General features: G+C 62.8%; 16 protein-coding genes. 11 read left to right on the plus strand and 5 right to left on the minus strand.

Annotated features, from left to right (window positions below; all coding sequences use genetic code 11):
- Window positions 1-103: 103 nt before the first annotated feature.
- The 3 genes from ACSZOQ_RS15290 to ACSZOQ_RS15300 form a co-directional block, all read right to left on the minus strand.
- The gene (locus tag ACSZOQ_RS15290; protein WP_439923293.1) at window positions 104-895 is read right to left on the minus strand and encodes a Bax inhibitor-1/YccA family protein; all 792 of its coding nucleotides are present in this window, start codon (window positions 893-895) and stop codon (window positions 104-106) included.
- 321 nt (window positions 896-1,216) lie between these two features.
- Window positions 1,217-3,787 carry an ABC transporter permease gene (locus ACSZOQ_RS15295; protein WP_439923294.1) on the minus strand — a complete coding sequence of 857 codons (2,571 nt, stop codon included), beginning with the start codon at window positions 3,785-3,787 and terminating at the stop codon, window positions 1,217-1,219.
- A complete protein-coding gene (locus ACSZOQ_RS15300; RefSeq protein WP_439923295.1) occupies window positions 3,784-4,539 on the minus strand; it encodes an ABC transporter ATP-binding protein in 756 nt (251 codons plus the stop codon). Before ACSZOQ_RS15300 ends, ACSZOQ_RS15295 begins: the two co-directional genes overlap by 4 nt.
- Here ACSZOQ_RS15300 and ACSZOQ_RS15305 point away from each other — a divergent pair.
- The 10 genes from ACSZOQ_RS15305 (at window position 4,538) to lpdA (ending at window position 17,132) form a co-directional block, all read left to right on the plus strand.
- Window positions 4,538-5,221: an arylesterase gene (locus ACSZOQ_RS15305; protein WP_439923296.1), complete on the plus strand. Its 684-nt coding sequence runs from the start codon at window positions 4,538-4,540 to the stop codon at window positions 5,219-5,221. The genes ACSZOQ_RS15300 and ACSZOQ_RS15305 overlap by 2 nt on opposite strands.
- Before the next feature lie 176 nt (window positions 5,222-5,397).
- Window positions 5,398-5,934: an RNA 2',3'-cyclic phosphodiesterase gene (thpR, locus tag ACSZOQ_RS15310; protein WP_439923297.1), complete on the plus strand. Its 537-nt coding sequence runs from the start codon at window positions 5,398-5,400 to the stop codon at window positions 5,932-5,934.
- A 69-nt stretch (window positions 5,935-6,003) separates the two neighbouring features.
- On the plus strand, window positions 6,004-7,185 hold the full coding sequence (zapE, locus tag ACSZOQ_RS15315) for a cell division protein ZapE (RefSeq protein ID WP_439923298.1): 1,182 nt from the start codon (window positions 6,004-6,006) through the stop codon (window positions 7,183-7,185).
- Window positions 7,186-7,300: 115 nt separating this feature from the next.
- Window positions 7,301-8,269, plus strand: coding sequence for a malate dehydrogenase (gene mdh, locus ACSZOQ_RS15320; RefSeq protein ID WP_439923299.1), 969 nt, complete (start codon window positions 7,301-7,303; stop codon window positions 8,267-8,269).
- Window positions 8,270-8,409: 140 nt separating this feature from the next.
- Entirely contained in the window at window positions 8,410-9,609 is a 1,200-nt protein-coding gene (sucC, locus tag ACSZOQ_RS15325) for an ADP-forming succinate--CoA ligase subunit beta (protein WP_439923300.1), read from the plus strand.
- Window positions 9,610-9,666: 57 nt separating this feature from the next.
- Window positions 9,667-10,551 (plus strand): succinate--CoA ligase subunit alpha, encoded by an 885-nt coding sequence (sucD, locus tag ACSZOQ_RS15330; protein ID WP_439923301.1) that lies wholly within the window; start codon window positions 9,667-9,669, stop codon window positions 10,549-10,551.
- A 129-nt stretch (window positions 10,552-10,680) separates the two neighbouring features.
- Window positions 10,681-13,638, plus strand: coding sequence for a 2-oxoglutarate dehydrogenase E1 component (locus ACSZOQ_RS15335; protein WP_439923302.1), 2,958 nt, complete (start codon window positions 10,681-10,683; stop codon window positions 13,636-13,638).
- 304 nt (window positions 13,639-13,942) lie between these two features.
- On the plus strand, window positions 13,943-15,169 hold the full coding sequence (gene odhB / locus ACSZOQ_RS15340; RefSeq protein ID WP_439923303.1) for a 2-oxoglutarate dehydrogenase complex dihydrolipoyllysine-residue succinyltransferase: 1,227 nt from the start codon (window positions 13,943-13,945) through the stop codon (window positions 15,167-15,169).
- A 19-nt stretch (window positions 15,170-15,188) separates the two neighbouring features.
- Window positions 15,189-15,686, plus strand: coding sequence for a hypothetical protein (locus ACSZOQ_RS15345; RefSeq protein WP_439923304.1), 498 nt, complete (start codon window positions 15,189-15,191; stop codon window positions 15,684-15,686).
- Between the two features lie 42 nt (window positions 15,687-15,728).
- On the plus strand, window positions 15,729-17,132 hold the full coding sequence (lpdA, locus tag ACSZOQ_RS15350) for a dihydrolipoyl dehydrogenase (protein WP_439923305.1): 1,404 nt from the start codon (window positions 15,729-15,731) through the stop codon (window positions 17,130-17,132).
- A gap of 43 nt (window positions 17,133-17,175) precedes the next feature.
- Here the strand turns inward: lpdA and ACSZOQ_RS15355 are convergent, their stop codons facing one another.
- Both ACSZOQ_RS15355 and ACSZOQ_RS15360 read right to left on the minus strand, forming a co-directional pair.
- Complete coding sequence (locus ACSZOQ_RS15355) at window positions 17,176-17,772, minus strand: DUF4337 domain-containing protein (protein ID WP_439923306.1); 597 nt, start codon at window positions 17,770-17,772, stop codon at window positions 17,176-17,178.
- Window positions 17,773-17,893: 121 nt separating this feature from the next.
- On the minus strand, window positions 17,894-18,862 hold the full coding sequence (locus tag ACSZOQ_RS15360; protein WP_439923307.1) for a tyrosine recombinase XerC: 969 nt from the start codon (window positions 18,860-18,862) through the stop codon (window positions 17,894-17,896).
- A 105-nt stretch (window positions 18,863-18,967) separates the two neighbouring features.
- Between ACSZOQ_RS15360 and ACSZOQ_RS15365 the strand changes: the two genes are divergently transcribed.
- The gene (locus tag ACSZOQ_RS15365) at window positions 18,968-21,181 is read left to right on the plus strand and encodes a primosomal protein N' (protein WP_439923308.1); all 2,214 of its coding nucleotides are present in this window, start codon (window positions 18,968-18,970) and stop codon (window positions 21,179-21,181) included.
- Window positions 21,182-21,216 lie beyond the last annotated feature (35 nt).

Genomic DNA, 21,216 nt, shown 5'->3' on the forward strand with positions numbered 1-21,216 from the left:
AAAAAGCCCCGGCTTTGGCCGGGGCTTCACGTATTAACCGTCTGGCTGTTCATCGAGGCATGATCTGATCCGAAAACCGGAAGACCACTTTTCGGGATCATGCCTACTCGCGCTGTCCAAGCAACTGCAAGAGCAGCGTGAACAGGTTGATGAAGTTCAAGTAGAGCGACAGCGCACCTGTAATCGCCGCGCGCTCCGCGATCTCGCCACCCTGCGAGGCGTAGCCGTAGATGTAGTCGTTCTTCAGCCGCTGGGTGTCATAGGCGGTCAAGCCCGCGAAAATCAAGACACCGACCACCGACACCACGAACTGCAGCGCCGAGCTCGCAATGAAGATGTTCACCAGGCTCGCGATAATGATGCCGAACAGACCCATGAGCAGGAACGAGCCCATGCCGGTCATGTCACGCTTTGTGGTATAGCCGAACAGGCTCAGCGCGCCGAACGAGGCCGCGGTGATGAAGAACACCCGCACGATCGAGGTGTGGGTGTACACCAGGAAGATCGATGACAGCGAAATGCCCATCAGTGCCGAGAACGCCCAGAACAGCATTTGCGCGGTTGCAGGCTTCAGCCGGTTGATACCGAACGAGATGGCGAAAACCATTGCCAGCGGCGCGAGCATGAACACCCACTTCAAGGGGCTGACGAACATCGCGTAGCCGAACGGCGTCAGGTAGGCGCTACCGATCCTGGCCGCAGCGCCCGACGGGTCGCCAGTCACGGCCGCCATGTACACGCCGAGAGCGGCCAAGCCGGTGATGGCGAGGCCAATCGACATGTAGTTGTAGATCTTGAGCATATAGGACCGCAGACCGGCGTCGACGGCCGCGGTATCAACGCGCCCGGCGGTCCGGCCAAACGGAGAGGTATAGTTACGGTCTAAGTCCGACATGGTCGAATTCCCGTGGTTGTCTGGCACCGCAAAGGATTTACGCGCCAGTTCGAATTCTGTCTCGGATACATCGGCCTGCTGATATTAATTTTTGGTCATCAGGCTGGTCATCAGGCCAGTGTCCGACCCAAGCTGTATGTGGGAAACTAACACAATCGACGCAAGCTTCCACGCGCGGCTGAATGTCGCCCTCCGGAAAGGATATTAGCCTCACTCCGGGGAGACCGATGCGCCAAAAGCCTAAAACCTGCAAGGGCATCCGTCATACCGCCTCCTGGCTGGCATCATAGACACAATCGCCGTGATGCCTGCTACATATTGTCATAAATTCCGCAACACCGAGGCCGGCTTCTGGTTAAGCGCCATCAGCGTGCCGGCCAGCCCCAGCGCGACCGTGACCAGCAGCGCGGCGGCTACCACCATGGCCGCGCTGCCCACCTGCCATTCGAAGCCGAGCGTCATCAGCCGCGTCACAATTAGCCACGCGGCGACGGAACCGGCGGCCACACCGAACACCGCGGTGGCCGCGCCGATCATCAAGTACTCCAGCGTGTACGCACCGAGCAGGCGCAACCGGGTGGCACCGAGGGTTTTCAGGATCACCGCGTCGTAAACGCGATGGCGATGGCCGGCAGCCAGCGCGCCGCCGAGGACGAGAATCGCCGAAATCAGGGTGACTGCGCTGGCGCCGCGGATCGCCAGCACCAGGTTAGTGACGACGGTTCCGATGGTTTCCAAGGCCTCGCGAACCCGCACGCTCGTCACCATCGGGAAGGCGGCGGCGACAGCCTTGATGATGGCGGTGTCTTCGGCAACGCCGTTATGCGTCTCGGTCAGGGTCGCGATATGGGTGTGCGGCGCGCCGCGAAAGGCGTTGGGCGAGAACACCAACACGAAGTTGATGCCGAGGCTCTGCCAATCCACGCTGCGCATGTTGCTGATGGTGGCGGTGATGTCGCGGCCAAGGACGTTCACGACAACCGTGTCGCCGATCCTGAGCCCGAGCCCGTCGGCAAGCTTCTTCTCGAACGACACCAGCGGCGGCCCGTTATAGTCCGGTCCCCACCACTCGCCCTCGACCACCTTCGACCCCTTCGGCACATCGCCGGTGTAAGTCAGGCCGCGATCGCTCTGCAGCACCCATTCGGCTTCGTGCGAAGGTTTCAACTCCTCGGCCCTGACGCCGCGCGCCGCGACGATGCGCCCGCGCAACATGGGGACGTCTTCCACCGTCGCTCGCGGAACCTGCTGCTGGAGAAATGCGGTGAAACTATCAGACACTGACGAGGGAATATCGATGAAATAAAACGTCGGCGCGCGGTCCGGCAATGCGGCCAAGAACTGCCGCCGCAGATTGCCGTCGATCTGGGTGATCGTGACCAGCACGGCAAGGCCAAGCCCGAGCGAGAGCACCACCGACGGCGTGAGCGTGCCTGGACGATGGATGTTCGAGATCGCAAGCCGCACCATGGTGATCCGGGATCGCGGTAGCCTGCGCGCCAGCGCCATCAAGGCGGAGGCGATGCCGCGCAACAACACGAACACCACCACCGACGACACCACGAACACCGCGGCTACGCGCTTGTCGTAGGCAAGGCTGATGGCGATGGCGATCAAAAGCGCGATCATCAGGGCCATCCAGACCAGATAGCGGGTTTGCGGCCGATGAACTTCGTTTGTGACGGCGTCCCGAAACAGCGCCGCGACCGGAACGTCATGAACCCGCGCCAGCGGCCACATGCCGAAGGCCAGCGCGGTCAACAGGCCATATACGGCCGATAACGCCAATGCCTCGGGGTGCAGCGCCGGGACCACCGGCAGCGGCAGAAGATGACCGAAGGCGCCAACGATGATGAAAGGCAGCACCGCGCCGACCACCAGACCGGCGAGCGAGCCGAGAGCGGCCAGCACCATGACCTGCGTCAGATAGATCGCAAACACATCGCGTCCGGTCGCGCCCAGCGCCTTGAACGATGCAATGACATCGCGGCGGCGGTCGATATGGCTCTTGACGGCATTCCCGACGCCCACACCTCCCACCAGCAAGGCGGCGAGCCCGACCAGGGTCAGGTACTGCGTGAACCGTGAGATGGTCCGCTCTAGTTGTGGCGAGGCATTGTTGCGGTTGCGGATGTCCCAGCCCGCCTCCGGCAGCGCCGCCCGCGCATCGTCGGCCAGCGCCGTCGCTGCCCCGTCGTCCGCAGCGTTACCGGCAAGCCGCACCCGGTAAGTCCAGCGCACCAGACTGCCGGGCTGCAGCAGGGCGGTGGCGCGCAGACCATCGATGCTCGTGAGGAAGCGCGGGCCGAACCCGAGACCGCCCGCCAGCTTGTCGGGCTCGGCATCCACCGCGCTGCGGATTTCAAAAGTGGCGCTGCCGATCACGACACGATCGCCGACCTTGAGATCCAGCCGTGCCAGCAGGGCCGGATCGGCGGCCGCCCCGAACGCGCCGTCGCGCTCAGTGAGCAGATCAGTCATCGGGACGTTCGGCGTCAACGTCAACGCGCCGAGCATGGGATAGGCGCGATCGACCGCCTTGAGTTCGACCAATGCCGGCTTGCCGTCTGGCGCTTGCGCCATCGCGCGCAGGGTCGCCGCCACCGAGACCGTTCCTCGCGCGCGCAGGAACGCTATCTCGTTCGGCTTCGCCTCGCGCTGGATCAGCGAAAACGCGACATCACCGCCAAGCAGCGTGCGACCTTCGCGCGCCAGTCCCTCCGACAGACTCGACGCCACGGAGCCGACGCCGGCAATCGCCATGACGCCGAGCGCAATGCAGGCGATGAAAACATAGAAGCCGCGCAGCCCGCTGCGCAGTTCGCGCAACGCGTAGCGCAGCGGCAATGCGCGCAATCGCTTCCTGTGCGCGGCTTGAATGGCAGCAGTCATTCGGCCGTCTCGATCCAGTGGCGATCGGTCGCCGGTCCGTCGATGCGGCCAGAGCGCAATCGCACCACGCGATCGCAGCGTTGCGCGAGAGCATTGTCGTGCGTGACCAGCACCAGCGTCATGCCGCGCTCGGCGTGCTTGGCGAACAGAAGATCGACGATCTGCTGGCCGGTCGCCTCGTCCAGATTCCCGGTCGGCTCGTCGGCGACGAGAATCGCAGGATCGGGCGCGAGTGCCCGCGCCAGCGCCACGCGCTGCTGCTCACCGCCCGACAACTGCGCCGGATAATGATGCAACCGTTCACCGAGACCCACAGTCTCCAGTTCGCGCGCGGCACGCACCGATGCGTCCGGAATGCCTGCGAGTTCGAGTGGCACCGCGACGTTCTCGAGCGCCGTCATGGTCGGGATCAGATGAAAAGACTGAAACACGATGCCGACGTGGCGGCCACGAAATCGCGCCAGACTGTCCTCGTCGAGAGCATTGAAAGCGGTGCCGTTGACCACCACCTCTCCGCTGTCGGGGCGCTCCAGACCTGCCATCACCATGAGCAGCGTGGATTTGCCGGATCCCGACGGGCCGATCAGACCAACCGCTTCGGCGCGAGCAACACGGAGGTTGATGTCCTTGAGAATGTGGACCCGCGCCGCGCCGCTGCCGAGCGAGAGATTGACATTGGAAATGACGATGGTGTCCGGCTTGAGATTTTGGGAATGACCGGCCGGTGACGAGGGTTCGATGAGACTGTCCATGCAAATCTCATATGGCACTTCTTTTACGGCGGTCGAGAGGTTGATGCGCACCTTTGCGTGGATTCTGCTTGGCGCTGGCATCGCCATGGGAGCGCCGGCGCAAGCGGCCGATAGCCCCTCCAGGATCGTGGTGCTCGGCGACTCCTTAAGCGCTGGTCTCGGCCTTCCGGCCGCCGCCGCATTTCCGGCGCAATTGGAAAAAGCATTGAAAGACAAGGGGCTGAACGCCGCGATCGACAATGCCGGCGTCTCCGGCGACACCGCGTCCGGCGGTCTCGACCGGCTCGACTGGTCAGTGCCTGTCGGCACGCAGGGCGTGATTCTCGAACTGGGCGCAAACGATGCCCTGCGCGGCATTGATCCCAAGGTGACGCGGGCCGCACTGGAAGACATCCTGAAGCGCCTGAAGGCGCGCCATGTCGCGGTCCTGCTGTGCGGCATGGTCGCACCGCCCAATTATGGCGCGGACTACGCCGCGCAATTCAATACGATCTTTCCCGATCTCGCCAAGAAATACGACGTGCCGCTTTATCCGTTCTTCCTCGACGGTGTCGCGGCGAACACAAAGCTCAATCAGGCCGACGGTATGCACCCGACCGCCGCAGGCGTGGCCATTATCGTCGAACATATCCTGCCCGCGGTCGAGGCCTTTCTCGGCGCCATCCATGAACAGAAAGGCTGACAACCAAGCATGCGCCTGCTCTCACAAGGAATTATCCGCCATGCGCACCGCGCGCTTCATGCGGTCACAGAACTACGGTAGAAATAGCTGCTGGTGATTCGTCACCGGACTGACTTCGAGGCTTGATCCACCGATCCACTTTATCGGGACCGAGCCTTTGCATCGAGGGTTTTGCGATGCCACGTTTGTTCACCGGGCTGGAAATACCGCCCGATATTGGCCGCACGCTGTCCGATTTGCGAGGCGGTCTACCCGGTGCCCGCTGGATCGATCCCGAAAACTACCATCTCACACTCCGCTTCATCGGCGATATCGACGGCGCCTCCGCCAATGAGATCGCGTCGGTACTGCTCCGGATCAACCGCAAACCATTCGACGTGACGCTGCGGGGATTGTCGAGTTTCGGCGGCAAGAAACCCCGCGCCGTCGTCGCCTCGGTGGAACCGAGCGGGCCGCTGGTCGAATTGCAGGCCGAACTCGAACGGCTGATGCGGCGCTGCGGGCTCGATCCCGAGGGCCGCAAGTTCACGCCCCATGTGACGCTGGCGCGCTTGCGCGATGCGTCCAATCAGGACGTCGCGGATTATCTGTCGGTGCGCGGCTATTTCCCCTCCAGGGTATTCACCGCCGAGCGCTTCGTGCTGTTTTCCTCGCGTGCTTCGGTCGGCGGTGGTCCCTACGTGATCGAGGATTCCTACGCGCTCAGCCCGTGATCGCCTGACCTGCCTCTTCGACCAATTCACCGCTTGCATTCCCGTTCGTATGGAGGCGTAAGCTGTCCGATGCTCTCGGTTTCGCCCACTTCGTTCCGCGATCATTATCAGGCCACCGTCGCCTCAGGCGCGATCGAGGCAGACCCTGCACAGGCGCGGGTGGTGGAAGCCCTCGCCGCGCTGGACGAGCGGCTCACTACTTACAAGCCGGCCGGCAAGTCAGGCTTCCTCGATAAGCTCTTTCATTCCGACAATGCACCGCCTCCGAACGGGCTTTATATCTATGGCGATGTCGGGCGCGGCAAGACCATGCTGATGGACCTGTTCTTTCATGAGAGCCAAGTCGCCCACAAGCGTCGTATCCACTTCCATGAGTTCATGAACGACGTTCACGAGCGCATCTTCGCCTTTCGCCAGGCGATGGCGCGCGGCGAAATAGCCGACGCCGACGTCATTCAGCTCACCGCGACCTCGATCTTCGAGGAAGCCTGGCTTTTGTGTTTCGACGAATTTCATGTCACCGACATCGCCGATGCCATGATCCTCGGCCGCCTGTTCGCACGGCTGTTCGAACTCGGCACGATCGTGGTGGCGACATCCAACGTCTCGCCGGACGGCCTCTACGAGGGCGGGCTCAATCGCGTGCTGTTCCTGCCATTCATCGCACAGATCGAGGAGCGCATGGACGTGCTGCGTCTCGATGCCCGCACCGATTTCCGCATGGAAAAGCTCGCCGGCGTCAGGATGTGGCTGACCCCCGCCGACGAGGCCGCCGAAGCAGCGCTCGACAAAGCCTGGGTGCTCATGACCGGCGGCGCGCCCTGCCAGCCGCGCGACATCGCAATCAAGGGCCACGTCCTGCATGTGCCGTGCTCGGCCAATGGCGTCGCGCGATTTTCGTTTGCCGATCTCTGCGAGCAGCCGCTCGCGGCTTCCGACTATCTGCGGCTCGCGCGCGACTATCATACCCTCATCGTCGACCGCATTCCTAACATGGACGCCGACCGCAACGCCGCCAAGCGGTTCATCGCACTGATCGACACGCTTTACGACAACGGCGTGAAACTGATGGCGTCAAGCACAACCGACCCGCTGTCGCTCTATCGCGCCAGCGACGGCTATGAGGCGAACGAATTCAAGCGCACCTCCTCGCGTCTGATCGAAATGGGCTCCGAATCCTACCTCGCACAGGCCCACGGCCGCAGCGATTCCATCGCCAGCAGCTCCAGCACCGGACTGGTGGAGACATGAAATGCGAGCCCAACAATTGAGCGCAGCCCGACTTGAACGGGGGAGACGAAAGGTCTAACCACGGTCTTGTCGAGATTTTCCCTTCCTGCCTCTTGTCATCAAAGGACAATTTCCCATGGCGCGCGACAAGATCGCCTTGATCGGCTCCGGTCAGATCGGAGGAACGCTCGCTCATCTCATCGGGCTGAAAGAACTCGGCGATGTCGTGATGTTCGATATCGCCGAAGGCATTCCGCAGGGTAAATCTCTCGATATCGCACAGTCTTCGCCGGTGGATGGGTTCGACGCCAAACTGACCGGCGCCAATTCCTATGACGCGCTCGACGGCGCCAAGGTCTGCATCGTGACCGCCGGTGTCCCGCGCAAGCCGGGCATGAGCCGCGACGATCTCTTGGGTATCAATCTCAAGGTGATGGAGCAGGTCGGTGCCGGCATCAAGAAATACGCGCCCGACGCCTTCGTCATCTGCATCACCAATCCGCTCGACGCCATGGTGTGGGCGCTGCAGAAAGCGTCCGGCATGCCGGCAAAGAAGGTGGTCGGCATGGCCGGCGTGCTGGACTCCTCGCGCTTCCGTTATTTCCTCGCCGACGAATTCAACGTGTCGGTGGAAGACGTCACGGCCTTCGTGCTCGGCGGCCATGGCGACAGCATGGTGCCACTGGTGAAATACTCGACCGTGGCTGGCATTCCGCTGCCGGATCTCGTCAAGATGGGCTGGACGTCGCAGGCGCGTATCGATGAGATCGTCGACCGCACCCGCAACGGCGGCGCAGAGATCGTCAACCTGTTGAAGACCGGCTCGGCGTTCTACGCACCCGCTGCCTCCGCGATCGCGATGGCCGAAAGCTATCTGCGTGACAAGAAGCGCGTGCTGCCATGCGCCGCCTATCTCAACGGCGAGTACGGCGTAAAGGACATGTATGTCGGCGTTCCCGTGGTGATCGGCGCCAAGGGCGTCGAGCGCATTGTTGAGATCGAGCTGGCCGGCAAGGATCGCGAAGCCTTCGACAAATCGGTCGGCGCAGTTCAGGGGCTCATCGATGCCTGCAAGAAGATCGCGCCCGATCTGCTGGACCGCTGATCGGCCGCTATCATCGCAGGGCGACTGTCTGCCCCTGCCCTCCGACTGGTCTGTCGCTGGTGTATCTATGACAGACGGAAACTGGTGAAGTCGAAATTGTCCCTGCCAATTGTCCCTGCCCCGGGTCGGAGGACGTCCAGATGAACATCCACGAATATCAGGCCAAGGCGTTGCTGCGCGAGTTCGGCGTGCCGGTCTCGCGCGGGGTGCCGGTGCTGAAGGCATCGGAAGCCGAGGCCGCGGCGAAAACGCTGGGAGGTCCGGTCTGGGTGGTGAAAAGCCAGATCCACGCGGGCGGCCGCGGCAAGGGCAAGTTCAAGGAAGCCTCCGCCGGCGACCAGGGCGGCGTCCGTCTCGCCAAATCGATCGACGAGGTGAAGCAGTTCGCCAAGCAGATGCTCGGCGCGACGCTGGTTACCGTGCAAACCGGCCCCGCCGGCAAGCAGGTCAATCGCCTCTACATCGAGGAAGGCTCTGACATCGACAAGGAGTTCTATCTTTCGGCACTGGTCGACCGCGAAACGTCAAGGGTCGCGTTCGTGGTCTCCACCGAGGGCGGGGTGAACATCGAGGACGTCGCCCACAAAATGCCTGAGAAAATTGTGACCTTCTCGGTCGATCCCGCCACCGGCGTGATGGGCCACCACGGCCGCACCGTCGCCAAGGCGTTGGGATTGCGCGGCGACCTCGCCAAGCAGGCGGAGAAGCTGGTCGCGCAGCTCTACAACGCCTTCATCGCCAAGGACATGGCGATGCTGGAGATTAATCCGCTGGTTGTCACCAAACAGGGCGAGTTGCGCGTGCTCGACGCCAAGGTGTCGTTCGACGACAATGCGCTGTACCGCCAATCGGACACGGTGGCGCTGCGCGACGAGAGCGAGGAAGACGCCAAGGAAATCGAGGCGTCGAGGTTCGATCTGAGCTACGTCGCGCTCGACGGGCAGATCGGCTGCATGGTCAACGGCGCCGGCCTCGCCATGGCGACCATGGACATCATCAAGCTCTACGGCATGGCGCCTGCGAACTTTCTCGATGTCGGCGGCGGCGCCACCAAGGACAAAGTCGCGGCCGCCTTCAAGATTATCACCGCGGATCCGAACGTGAAGGGCATCCTCGTCAACATTTTCGGCGGCATCATGAAGTGCGACGTCATCGCCGACGGCGTCGTCGCCGCGGTGAAGCAGGTCGGTCTCAATGTCCCGCTGGTGGTTCGCCTCGAAGGCACCAACGTCGATGCCGGCAAGAAGATCATCCGCGAGTCCGGCCTCAACGTGCTGCCGGCCGACGATCTCGACGACGCCGCACAGAAGATCGTCGAGGCCGTGAAAGAAGCGGCGTAGGCCTCATCGTTACACCGCCCGACCGGCACCCCTGGACAGTCCAAAAGGTAGCATCCGATGTCCATCCTCATCGACAAGAACACCAGGGTCATTTGCCAGGGCTTCACCGGCAAGAACGGCACGTTCCACTCCGAGGCCGCGATCGCCTACGGCACAAAGATGGTGGGCGGCACTTCGCCGGGCAAAGGTGGCAGCAAGCACCTCGACCTGCCGGTGTTCGACACCGTGCGGGAAGCGCGCGAGGCGACCGGTGCTGACGCCAGCGTGATCTACGTGCCGCCGCCGGGCGCGGCGGATGCGATCTGCGAGGCCATCGACGCCGAGATCCCGCTGATCGTCTGCATCACCGAGGGCATTCCGGTGCTGGATATGGTGCGGGTCAAGCGTTCGCTGTCGGGATCGAAGTCGCGGCTCATCGGGCCGAATTGTCCGGGCGTCGTGACGGCCGGCGAATGCAAGATCGGAATCATGCCCGCGAACATCTTCAAGCCGGGCAATGTCGGCATCGTTTCCCGCTCGGGCACGTTGACCTATGAGGCGGTATTTCAGACCAGCCAGGAGGGCCTTGGTCAGACGACGGCGGTCGGCATCGGCGGCGACCCGGTCAAGGGCACCGAATTCATCGACATGCTGGAAATGTTCCTGGCCGATCCCAAAACCAGCTCGATCGTGATGATCGGCGAGATCGGCGGTTCAGCCGAGGAAGACGCCGCCCAGTTTCTGATCGACGAGGCCAAACGCGGCCGCAGCAAGCCGACGATCGGCTTTATCGCGGGCGTCACCGCACCTCCCGGCCGCCGCATGGGCCATGCCGGCGCAATCATATCCGGCGGCAAGGGTGATGCCGCGTCCAAAACCGCAGCCATGGAAGCTGCCGGCATCATTGTCTCGCCGTCGCCGGCGCGGCTCGGAAAGACCCTTGTCGAAAAATTGAAGTCCTGATTCAAACTTTGGTTCTTTTCGGCGCGAAGTTTCGCCCCAAATAAGGTAAAAAGTTCGGATTCGCGCTGATCCCGCTTCGGAATCGGCGAATGCGCCGTCTGTTACGCGCAAGACTCGTCAGGACGCGATATGTCTCGTCAGAACGCGAATGCAGCATTTGCCCTTTCCTCGTTCTTGCACGGCGTGAATGCCACTTACATCGACGGTCTCTATGCCCGCTACGAAAAAGACCCCGGCTCGGTCGATGCCGAGTGGCAAGAGTTTTTCAAAAGCCTGAAGGACACTCCCGAGGACGTTCGAAAGAATGCGGAAGGTCCGTCCTGGGAGCAGGCGAATTGGCCGCTGGCGCCGCAGGATGACCTCACCTCCGCCCTCGACGGCAACTGGGCGCAGATCGAGAAGGCCGTAAGCGCCAAGGTGCAGGAGAAGGCACAACCGAAAGATTCGGCGCTGGCCGGCGTCGATGTCAACCAGGCCACCCGCGATTCGGTTCGCGCGCTGATGCTGATCCGAGCCTATCGCATGCGCGGACATTTCCACGCCAAACTCGATCCGCTCGGTCTCGAACCTGCGCGCGATCACGAAGAACTCGATCCGCGCGCCTACGGCTTCACCGATGCCGACATGGATCGCAAGATCTTCCTCGACCACGTCCTGGGCCTCGAATACGGCACGCTGCGCGAGATCGTGGCGATCTGCGAGCGGACCTACTGCCAAACGCTCGGCGTCGAGTTTATGCACATTTCGAACGGCGCGCAGAAGGGCTGGATTCAGGAACGCATCGAGGGGCCGGACAAGGAGATCAGCTTCACGCCGGAAGGCCGTCGCGCCATCCTGAAGAAGCTCATCGAGGCAGAGGGCTTCGAGAGGTTCTGCGACGTCAAGTTCACCGGCACCAAGCGCTTCGGTCTCGACGGCGCCGAATCCTTGATTCCGGCGCTGGAGCAGATCATCAAGCGGGGCGGCAATCTCGGCGTCAAGGAAATCGTGGTCGGCATGCCGCACCGCGGACGGCTCAACGTGCTGACGCAGGTGATGGGCAAGCCGCATCGCGCGCTATTTCACGAATTCAAGGGCGGCTCGGCCAATCCCGACGTCGTGGAAGGCTCGGGCGACGTCAAGTATCATCTCGGCGCCTCAAGCGACCGCGAGTTCGACAACAACCGGATCCACCTGTCACTGACCGCCAACCCCTCGCACCTCGAGATCGTCGATCCGGTGGTCCTCGGCAAGGTGCGCGCCAAGCAGGACCAGCACGGCGATCCGCCCGACCAGCGCAACTCGGTGCTGCCGCTCTTGATGCACGGCGACGCCGCCTTCGCGGGGCAGGGCGTGGTGGCGGAATGCTTCGCGCTGTCGGACCTCAAGGGCTACCGCACCGGCGGCTCGATCCACTTCATCGTCAACAACCAGATCGGCTTCACCACCTATCCGCGCTATTCGCGCTCGTCGCCCTATCCGTCCGACGTCGCGAAGATGATCGACGCGCCGATCTTCCACGTCAACGGCGACGATCCGGAAGCGGTGGTGTTCGCGGCCAAGGTGGCAACAGAATTCCGGCAGAAGTTCCACAAGCCGGTCGTTATCGACATGTTCTGCTATCGCCGTCACGGTCACAACGAAGGCGACGAGCCATCGTTTACCAATCCGATGATGTACAAGAAGATCGCTGCGCACCCCTCGACGCTCGAACTGTATGCGAAGCGGCTGACCGCGGAAGGCGTCATAACCGAGGCCGAAATCGAAAAGCTGAAAGCTGACTGGCGCGCACGGCTCGACACCGAATTCGAGGCCGGCACCGGCTACAAGCCGAACAAGGCCGACTGGCTCGACGGCAAGTGGGCGGGCCTCAAGCTCGCCGATCAGGAGGAGGAGCCGCGTCGTGGCGTCACCGGCGTGGACATCGTGACGCTGAAGGAGATCGGCCGCAGCATCACCCAGGTGCCGGACGGCTTCCGCGTGCATCGCACAGTGCAGCGCTTCCTCGAAAACCGCGCCAAGGCGATCGACAGCGGCGCCGGTCTCGACTGGGCGACGGCTGAGGCGCTGGCGTTCTGCACCCTGATGCTCGAGGGCCATAATGTCCGGCTGTCCGGCCAGGACAGCGAACGCGGCACCTTCTCGCAGCGGCATTCGGTGCTGTTCGATCAGCAGGACGAGAGCCGTTACACGCCGTTCAACCATCTCGGCAAGAAGCAGGGCGGCTACGAGGTCATCAACTCGCTGCTGTCGGAAGAAGCGGTGCTCGGCTTCGAATACGGCTATTCGCTCGCGGAGCCCAACACGCTCACGCTGTGGGAAGCGCAGTTCGGCGATTTCGCCAACGGCGCGCAGGTGGTGTTCGACCAGTTCATCTCCGCTGGAGAACGCAAGTGGCTGCGCATGTCGGGCCTCGTCTGCATGCTGCCTCACGGCTATGAAGGCCAGGGGCCGGAGCACTCATCGGCGCGGCTGGAGCGATTCCTGCAGATGTGCGCGGAAGACAACATGCAGGTGGTCAACCTGACCACGCCGGCAAATCACTTTCATGCGCTGCGCCGGCAGTTGAACCGCCAGATCCGCAAGCCGCTGATCATGATGACGCCGAAGTCGCTGCTGCGCCACAAGCGGGCGGTATCGCGCCTCGACGAACTCGGCGCCGACACCACGTTTCATCGTATCCTGTACGACGACGCGGCGATGCTGCCGGACCAGACAATCAGGCTGGTGGAAGACGAGAAGATCCGCCGCGTCGTGCTGTGCTCCGGCAAGGTCTACTACGACCTCTACGAGGAACGCGAAAAGCGCGGCATCAACGATGTCTACCTGTTGCGGATCGAACAACTGTATCCGGTGCCGCTGAAGGCGCTGGTGCAGGTACTCGGCAGTTTCAAGAAGGCCGAGATCGTCTGGTGCCAGGAGGAGCCGCGCAACATGGGCGCGTGGCACTTCATCGAACCCTATCTCGAATGGGTTCTGAATCAGATCGACGCCCCCAACAAGCGCCCGCGTTATGCCGGCCGCGCCGCCGCCGCGGCCACCGCGACCGGGTTGATGTCGAAGCATCTTGCGCAACTCAAGGCGTTCATCGACGAGGCCCTCGACTGACACGAACAGTCATGGTGGGGCTAAAACGCGAGGCACTACCAGTTGCAAATGTCTCTAGTGGATTGAATTTGACATTTGCGACCCACTTGGCCGTACGTCCCGACGCGAATGTCAAATTCAAAACGCCCCTGGCAACTTATATTTGCTAGTGATCCTTAGATGCTAACATTCGCAAAAAGGCGCGCTGAAACGAGATGCGAATGTTAGAATCGGACCGCTACATCCATGCCGCTGTCTTTCCGATGACCGAATGAGTTCGTGGATGGCCGGAACGAATCAGGCCATGACGAAAAGGAAGATGATCATGACTGAGATACGCGTTCCGACGCTCGGCGAATCGGTGACCGAGGCGACCATCGGAAAATGGTTCAAGAAGCCCGGCGATGCCGTGGCCGTCGACGAGCCGCTCGTCGAGCTCGAAACCGACAAGGTGACCATCGAGGTGCCCGCGCCCTCCGCCGGCACGCTCGGCGAGATCGTCGCCAGGGACGGCGAGACGGTCGCCGTCGGCGCGTTGCTTGGACAGATTTCCGATGGTGCGGCACCCGCAAAAGCTGCCGCGCCGGCTGCGCAGCCTGCTGCCGCCGCTCCGGCTTCTCCTGCCCCGGCGCAAAAATCGCCGCCGGCCGATGCGCCGCTGGCGCCCTCGGTGCGAAAACTCTCCGCCGAGAGCGGTGTCGACGTCTCGACCGTGCCGGGCTCCGGCAAGGATGGCCGCATCACCAAGGGCGACATGCTGGCCGCGATCGAGAAGGCGGCATCGGCGCCGACCCCGGTCAACCAGCCGGCCGCCGCCGTGCAGGCGCGCGCGCCCTCGCCGCCCGACGACGCCGCGCGCGAGGAACGCGTGAAGATGACGCGGCTGCGCCAGACCATCGCGCGCCGCCTCAAGGAGGTGCAGAATACCGCCGCGATGCTGACGACCTTCAACGAGGTCGACATGACCAGCGTCATGGCGCTGCGTGCGCACTACAAGGAAGCGTTCGAGAAGAAGCACGGCGCCAAGCTCGGCTTCATGGGTTTCTTCACCAAGGCCTGCGTCCAGGCGTTGAAGGACATACCCGCCGTCAACGCCGAGATCGACGGGACCGACCTGATCTACAAGAACTACTATCACATCGGCGTCGCGGTGGGCACCGATAAGGGCCTCGTTGTGCCGGTCGTGCGCGACTGCGACCGCAAGTCGATCGCCGAGATCGAAAAGAGCATCGCCGATTACGGCCGCCGCGCCCGCGACGGCCAGCTGAAGATCGAGGAGATGCAGGGCGGCACCTTCACCATCACCAACGGCGGCATCTACGGCTCGCTGATGTCGACGCCGATCCTGAACGCGCCGCAGGCCGGCATCCTCGGCATGCACAAAATTCAGGAACGGCCAATGGCGATCGGCGGCAAGGTGGAAATCCGCCCGATGATGTATCTCGCGCTCTCCTACGACCACCGCGTCATCGACGGCAAGGAGGCCGTCACCTTCCTCGTGCGCGTCAAGGAATCGCTCGAAGACCCGGCACGGCTGGTGCTGGATCTGTAGTTCAAGCTAAGGGAACCACATGACGCAAATCTTGCTGAAGTCCGATACCAAAACCACCGAGTTTGGTCATTTGACCTCAATCGATCTGGAGTTGAATGCAGTCATTCTGGAGTTGTTTTATTTGGCTTGTTTGAGCTTTGAGCACGGGTCATCCGCTGCACATATTTACGTCTCCGAATACGGCGGGGAAATAAAAAGCATCACCAATGGAAATCCCTTCGATGTTATGGGATCCTTCGAAAACATCTCGAAAAAATCCGCAGACTGGGTTTTGTCGCGAACTCTATTCCACCATGACAACCAGAGGCGGCGGGCGAAGTCCGCTCAGGAAAACGCGACAGCTGAAGACAAGCAACCGGCGATCGAGAAAAAGCTCGGCAACCTCGACAAGGCGCACTCTTTGAGGCGGAAGCTGATCACCGACGGAGCCGACCCCGACGAGGTCAACCGACTAGTCGGCGGATTACTATTCGACCAGCGTGCAAAATTGCTCCCCGGACCGGACCCAACGGGTTGAGAGGTATGCGTCACAAGGATTGAAACGACAGGATTTGAGACCATGGCGACTTACGACCTCATCGTTATCGGCACCGGCCCCGGAGGTTACGTCTGCGCCATTCGCGCGGCGCAACTCGGCATGAAGGTCGCCGTGGTCGAGAAGAACGCAACGCTCGGCGGCACCTGTCTCAATGTTGGCTGCATGCCCTCGAAGGCGCTGTTGCACGCCTCGGAAATGTTCGAGGAAGCTGGCCACTCGTTCGCCAAGATGGGCGTGACGGTCTCCGCGCCGAAACTGGATCTGCCCACGATGATGAACTTCAAGCAGCAGGGCATCGACGGCAACGTCAAGGGCGTCGAATTTTTAATGAAAAAGAACAAAATCGACGTCATCAGCGGCACCGGCAGGATTCTCGGCGCCGGCAAGGTCGAAGTGACAGGCGCGGACGGCAAGAAACAGACCGTCGACACGAAGAACATCGTCATCGCCACCGGCTCCGACGTCGCGAAGCTCAAGGGCATCGAGATCGACGAGAAGCGCATCGTGTCCTCGACTGGCGCGCTGTCGCTCGACAAGGTTCCGGAAAAACTTCTGATCGTCGGTGCCGGCGTGATCGGCCTCGAACTCGGCTCGGTGTGGCATCGTCTCGGCGCAGAAGTCACCGTCGTTGAATTCCTCGACCGCATCCTGCCGGGCATGGACGGCGAAGTCGCCAAGCAATTCCAGCGCATCCTCGAAAAACAGGGTTTTGCGTTCAAGCTCGGCGCGAAGGTCACGGGGGTCGATACATCAGGCAAGACGCTGGTGGCGCAGGTCGAGCCCGCCGTGGGCGGCCCGGCCGAGACAATCGAGGCCGATGTGGTGCTGGTGGCGATCGGCCGCACGCCCTATACCGACGGCCTTGGCCTGAAGGAAGCCGGCGTCGCGCTCGACAATCGCGGGCGCGTCGAGATCGACAATCACTTCGCGACCAGCGTGAAAGGCGTCTATGCCATCGGCGACGTGGTCAAGGGACCGATGCTCGCCCACAAGGCCGAGGACGAAGGCGTGGCCTGCGCGGAAATCCTCGCCGGCCAGGCCGGGCACGTGAACTACGACGTGATCCCCGGCGTGGTCTACACCACCCCGGAAGTGTCCTCGGTCGGCAAGACCGAGGAGGAGCTGAAGCAGGCGGGCGTCGGTTACACGGTCGGCAAGTTTCCATTCACGGCCAACGGCCGCTCCAAGGTCAACCAGACCACCGACGGCTTTGTGAAGATTCTCGCGGATGCCAAGGCCGACCGCGTGCTCGGCGTTCACATCATCGGCCGGGAGGCCGGCGAGATGATCCACGAGGCCTGCGTGCTGATGGAATTCGGCGGCTCGGCAGAAGACCTCGCCCGCACCTGCCACGCTCACCCGACGCGATCGGAAGCCATCAAGGAAGCCGCCCTCGCCGTCGGCAAACGCGCCATCCACATGTGACGCTGTTCTTCTGATTTCATCAGAAACGAAAAAGCCCTCGCCGTCAGTGTCCCAGCAGGTGCAATGCGTGCGGCGCGAACATCCCGATTGCCGTGACCCCAATCCCGGCGATCGCCAGCAGGCCTGATATCCATGCCAGCACGATCATCCCGGTGATGATGGCGGCAGACGCCAGCACGATCGCGATCTGGAAGGCGGCGGACGCCAGCTCGAAATGATGATATTTCGCCATCGCGAGATCACGCGCGTCCTCGGCGTGTTTGGCGCGCTCGGCGAGTTGATCCTGTCCCTCGCCGGTGCTCGGCTCGGAACGATAGTGCGCCGCGGTCTTCTGCCACTCGTCGATCTGTTTTTGCAGCGCAGCCCTGGTCGCCTCATCCGTCGCCAGCCGGAGACTGAGCTTGGCCTGGTCGGCCTGGGTCTGGACCGTGGTGCGTCGGATGCTCTTGGCCTGGAAAAAGGCCCAGAGATTGGAGGACTCCACGTTCTTGCTGATCGATTCGGTCTGGGCGCTCTTCCCCAACGTCTCGGACAACGCGAGGCAGAGCGCGATGATGGCGATCAGGAGCGCAATCTTCTTGTTCTCTCCCGACGTATGATGCGTATGCTCGGCATGTTCCATGCTTTCATGCGCGCTCATGGTCCTCTCCCGCGTTGATTTGACAGCCCACGATTGACCGGCAACTTTTCCAGCGCAAGGGGTCAACCCGTACTGGCGGCGAATGTCCGCCGGAAAACCTGTAGCTCAGAATTCGGGATCGTCAGGCTCGGGGATGCGCCGTCCTGTAGACCTCGAGCAGCCGCTCACTGTCGATGCCGGTGTAGATCTGAGTGGTCGAGAGCGAGGCGTGGCCAAGCAATTCCTGGATCGCGCGCAGATCGCCACCTCGACTCAAAAGATGCGTCGCAAATGAATGGCGCAGCGCATGCGGCGTCGCGCTATCGGGCAGGCCGAGCGCGCCGCGCAGCCGCGCCATGGTGAGTTGAATGATGCGCGCCTTGAGCGGGCCGCCCCGCGCACCGACGAAGATCGGCCCTTCCGGCGGCAGCGAATGCGGGCACATCGCGACATATTCCTGGACCAGCGCCAGCACATTTTGCAGCACCGGCACCATCCGCGTCTTGTTGCCCTTGCCGGTGACGATCAGAACGTCGCCCTCACCCGGTAGCGGCACATCGCGACGTTTCAGCCCGAGCGCTTCGGAAATTCGCAAGCCCGATCCGTACAGCAGCGCCATCACCGCGGCATCGCGCGCCCAGATCCACGGATCGCGATCCTCGCCGGCCCGTTCAGCCGCGTCGGCAAAGCGCTTCGCCGCACTCATGTGAATCGGCTTCGGCAGGCTTTTGCCGACCTTCGGCGCGCGGATCGCGCTGAGCGCGCCGACCTTGCCGAGCCCTTCCCGTTCCAGAAATCGCGCGAACGAGCGCAGTCCCGCCAGCGCCCGCATCAGCGACCGGCCGCCAATATCGTCGGCGCGACGCGCAGCCATGAAAGCCCGGACATCGCTCGCTTCAAGCGCGGCGAACCGCTTCAAGGTCACGAGGCTGCCCCAGTGCTGACTGAGAAACATCAGGCACTGCCGGACGTCCCGGGCATAGGCCTCAAGCGTCTTGGGCGACAGCCGGCGCTCGGCACGCAGATGCGCCAGCCATCGCGCCATTTGCTGCCCCACATCCGGGGCGGCGCAGGCGAGATCGGGAAGCGGCCGTGGCGCGGGCTTGACCATGATTCGTACCAAACACAATGATTCCGGTGATTATATCCCGCCGCTTTAGTTTATCGTTTGCTAACTTTGCTACCGGCGACTCCCACTCGAGCCCGAATTCTCCGAATGGATCATTTTTCACGCAACGGCATGTCCTCGGCATCATCGACGACGCGCGTCGTTGATGTGCTGGTTCCCGTTGCGATCGATCAGGCCTATTCATACCGCGTTCCGCGCGGCATGGAGGTCGCGCCTGGCGACCTCGTGACAGTGCCGCTCGGACCCCGCGAGGTGATCGCCGTGGTCTGGGCCGAGAACCCGTCACCCGATCCCCGCCTGCACAACCGCCTGAAGGACATCGGCGAAAAGCTCGAGGTGCCGCCGCTTAAGGACGAACTGCGCACGCTGGTCGACTGGGTCGCGAACTACACGCTGTCGTCGCGCGGCATGGTGATGCGCATGAGCTTGCGGATGGGCGAGCATCTCGGGCCGGAGCGGGTGCGATCCGGCGTGCGGCTTGTGGGCGAACCGCCGCAGCGCATGACGGCGGCACGACAGCGGCTGATCGCCGTGTTGTCCGATGGCCTGCTGCACGGAAAATCCGATGCCGCGAAGGAAGCGGGCGTCAGCGCCGGCGTGGTCGACGGACTGGTCGACGAAAGAACACTGACGGTCGAGCCGATGCCGCCTCCGCCGCCGCCACCGCCGCCCGATCCTAATTTCGCCGTGCCTGATTTTTCCCGCTCGCAGCGAGCGGCCGTGGACGCCATGCGCGCGCTTGCGTCGAACGGCACATTCCACGTCGCGCTGCTCGACGGCGTCACCGGCTCCGGCAAGACCGAGGTTTATTTTGAGGCGGTCGCCGAAGCCATCCGCCGCGGCAAGCAGACGCTGATCCTGATGCCGGAGATCGCGCTGACCGGGCAGTTCCGCGACCGCTTCGCGGCACGCTTCGGCGAGCGGCCGTTGGAGTGGCACTCCGAACTGACACCGCGCACCCGCGCGCGCAACTGGGCCGCGATCGCGGCAGGCGATGGACAGGTCGTGGTTGGCGCACGCTCGGCGCTGTTTCTTCCCTATGCCGATCTCGGACTGATCATCGTCGACGAGGAGCATGATCAGGCCTACAAACAGGACGAAGGTACCCACTATCACGCCCGCGACATGGCCGTGGTGCGCGCGCATATCGCGAAAATCCCGATCGTGCTGGCGTCGGCAACGCCATCGGTCGAGAGCGAAGTCAACGCGCGCAAGGGACGCTACCAGCGCATCGCACTGACGTCCCGGTTCGGCGGTCAGCACATGCCGCAGATCGAACTGATCGACCTGCGCCGCGAGGGACCGCCGCGCGGCCGCTTCATTTCTCCGCATCTTGCCGGGGAGATTCGCACCGCCATCGAACGGCGTGAGCAGGCGCTGTTGTTTCTCAATCGCCGTGGTTACGCGCCACTGACCTTGTGCCGGGCCTGCGGTCACCGTTTCGCCTGCACCATCTGCGATGCATGGCTGGTGGATCACCGCTTCCGGCAACGGCTCGTGTGCCATCACTGCGGCTTCTCGATGCCGCGCCCGCTGCAATGCCCGCATTGCGCGGCCGAGGAATCGCTGGTCGCGGTCGGCCCCGGCGTCGAACGGCTGCAGGAAGAAGCCGCCGCGCTGTTTCCAGAGGCCCGCACCCTGGTGCTGTCGAGCGACCTGATCACCTCGATCGAGACCATGCGATCGGAACTCAATGACATCGCGGAAGGCCGCGTCGACATCATCATCGGCACGCAACTGGTGGCCAAGGGACACCACTTTCCACGCCTGAATCTTGTCGGCGTCGTCGACGCCGACCTCGGCCTCGGCAACGGCGATCCCCGCGCCGCGGAGCGGACTTTTCAACTGCTCAATCAGGTGATCGGCCGCACCGGCCGCGAGCAGGGACGTGGCATCGGCTATCTGCAAACCCATCAGCCGGAACATCCCGTGATGAAGGCGCTGGTCGCAGGCGATCGCGAGGCGTTTTACGGCAGCGAGATTGAGGCGCGGGAGCGCTCGGGCTATCCGCCGTTCGGCCGGCTGGCCAGCCTGATCATATCCGCGGGCGACCGCCCGACCGCGGAAGGTTTCGCGCGCCGGTTGGCGGCGATCGCGCCGATCGATGAGCGCGTTCAAGTGCTCGGGCCGGCCGAAGCGCCGCTCGCCGTCATCAAAGGCCGCTATCGATTTCGCCTGCTGGTGAAGTCGGCGCGCGGTGTGGACCTGTCCGGCTATTTGCGCGAATGGCTCGCCGCGGGACCGAAAACCAAAGGCAATCTCAAGCTGGAAGTGGACGTCGATCCGCAGAGCTTTCTTTAAGAGCGTTTCTTTGTCATCTGAAACTTTCTCAACGA

The sequence above is a fragment of the Nitrobacter sp. JJSN genome (assembly GCF_051912485.1).
Taxonomy (GTDB): Bacteria; Pseudomonadota; Alphaproteobacteria; order Rhizobiales; family Xanthobacteraceae; genus Nitrobacter.

Excerpts from the sequence above, each read along its gene's own strand:
- ACSZOQ_RS15290 (WP_439923293.1), bottom strand. The coding sequence starts at position 895 with ATGTCGGACTTAGACCGTAACTATACCTCTCCGTTTGGCCGGACCGCC.
- ACSZOQ_RS15295 (WP_439923294.1), bottom strand. The coding sequence starts at position 3,787 with ATGACTGCTGCCATTCAAGCCGCGCACAGGAAGCGATTGCGCGCATTG.
- ACSZOQ_RS15305 (WP_439923296.1), top strand. The coding sequence starts at position 4,538 with ATGCAAATCTCATATGGCACTTCTTTTACGGCGGTCGAGAGGTTGATG.
- ACSZOQ_RS15300 (WP_439923295.1), bottom strand. The coding sequence starts at position 4,539 with ATGGACAGTCTCATCGAACCCTCGTCACCGGCCGGTCATTCCCAAAAT.
- thpR (WP_439923297.1), top strand. The coding sequence starts at position 5,398 with ATGCCACGTTTGTTCACCGGGCTGGAAATACCGCCCGATATTGGCCGC.
- zapE (WP_439923298.1), top strand. The coding sequence starts at position 6,004 with ATGCTCTCGGTTTCGCCCACTTCGTTCCGCGATCATTATCAGGCCACC.
- mdh (WP_439923299.1), top strand. The coding sequence starts at position 7,301 with ATGGCGCGCGACAAGATCGCCTTGATCGGCTCCGGTCAGATCGGAGGA.
- sucC (WP_439923300.1), top strand. The coding sequence starts at position 8,410 with ATGAACATCCACGAATATCAGGCCAAGGCGTTGCTGCGCGAGTTCGGC.
- sucD (WP_439923301.1), top strand. The coding sequence starts at position 9,667 with ATGTCCATCCTCATCGACAAGAACACCAGGGTCATTTGCCAGGGCTTC.
- ACSZOQ_RS15335 (WP_439923302.1), top strand. The coding sequence starts at position 10,681 with ATGTCTCGTCAGAACGCGAATGCAGCATTTGCCCTTTCCTCGTTCTTG.
- odhB (WP_439923303.1), top strand. The coding sequence starts at position 13,943 with ATGACTGAGATACGCGTTCCGACGCTCGGCGAATCGGTGACCGAGGCG.
- ACSZOQ_RS15345 (WP_439923304.1), top strand. The coding sequence starts at position 15,189 with ATGACGCAAATCTTGCTGAAGTCCGATACCAAAACCACCGAGTTTGGT.
- lpdA (WP_439923305.1), top strand. The coding sequence starts at position 15,729 with ATGGCGACTTACGACCTCATCGTTATCGGCACCGGCCCCGGAGGTTAC.
- ACSZOQ_RS15355 (WP_439923306.1), bottom strand. The coding sequence starts at position 17,772 with ATGAGCGCGCATGAAAGCATGGAACATGCCGAGCATACGCATCATACG.
- ACSZOQ_RS15360 (WP_439923307.1), bottom strand. The coding sequence starts at position 18,862 with ATGGTCAAGCCCGCGCCACGGCCGCTTCCCGATCTCGCCTGCGCCGCC.
- ACSZOQ_RS15365 (WP_439923308.1), top strand. The coding sequence starts at position 18,968 with ATGGATCATTTTTCACGCAACGGCATGTCCTCGGCATCATCGACGACG.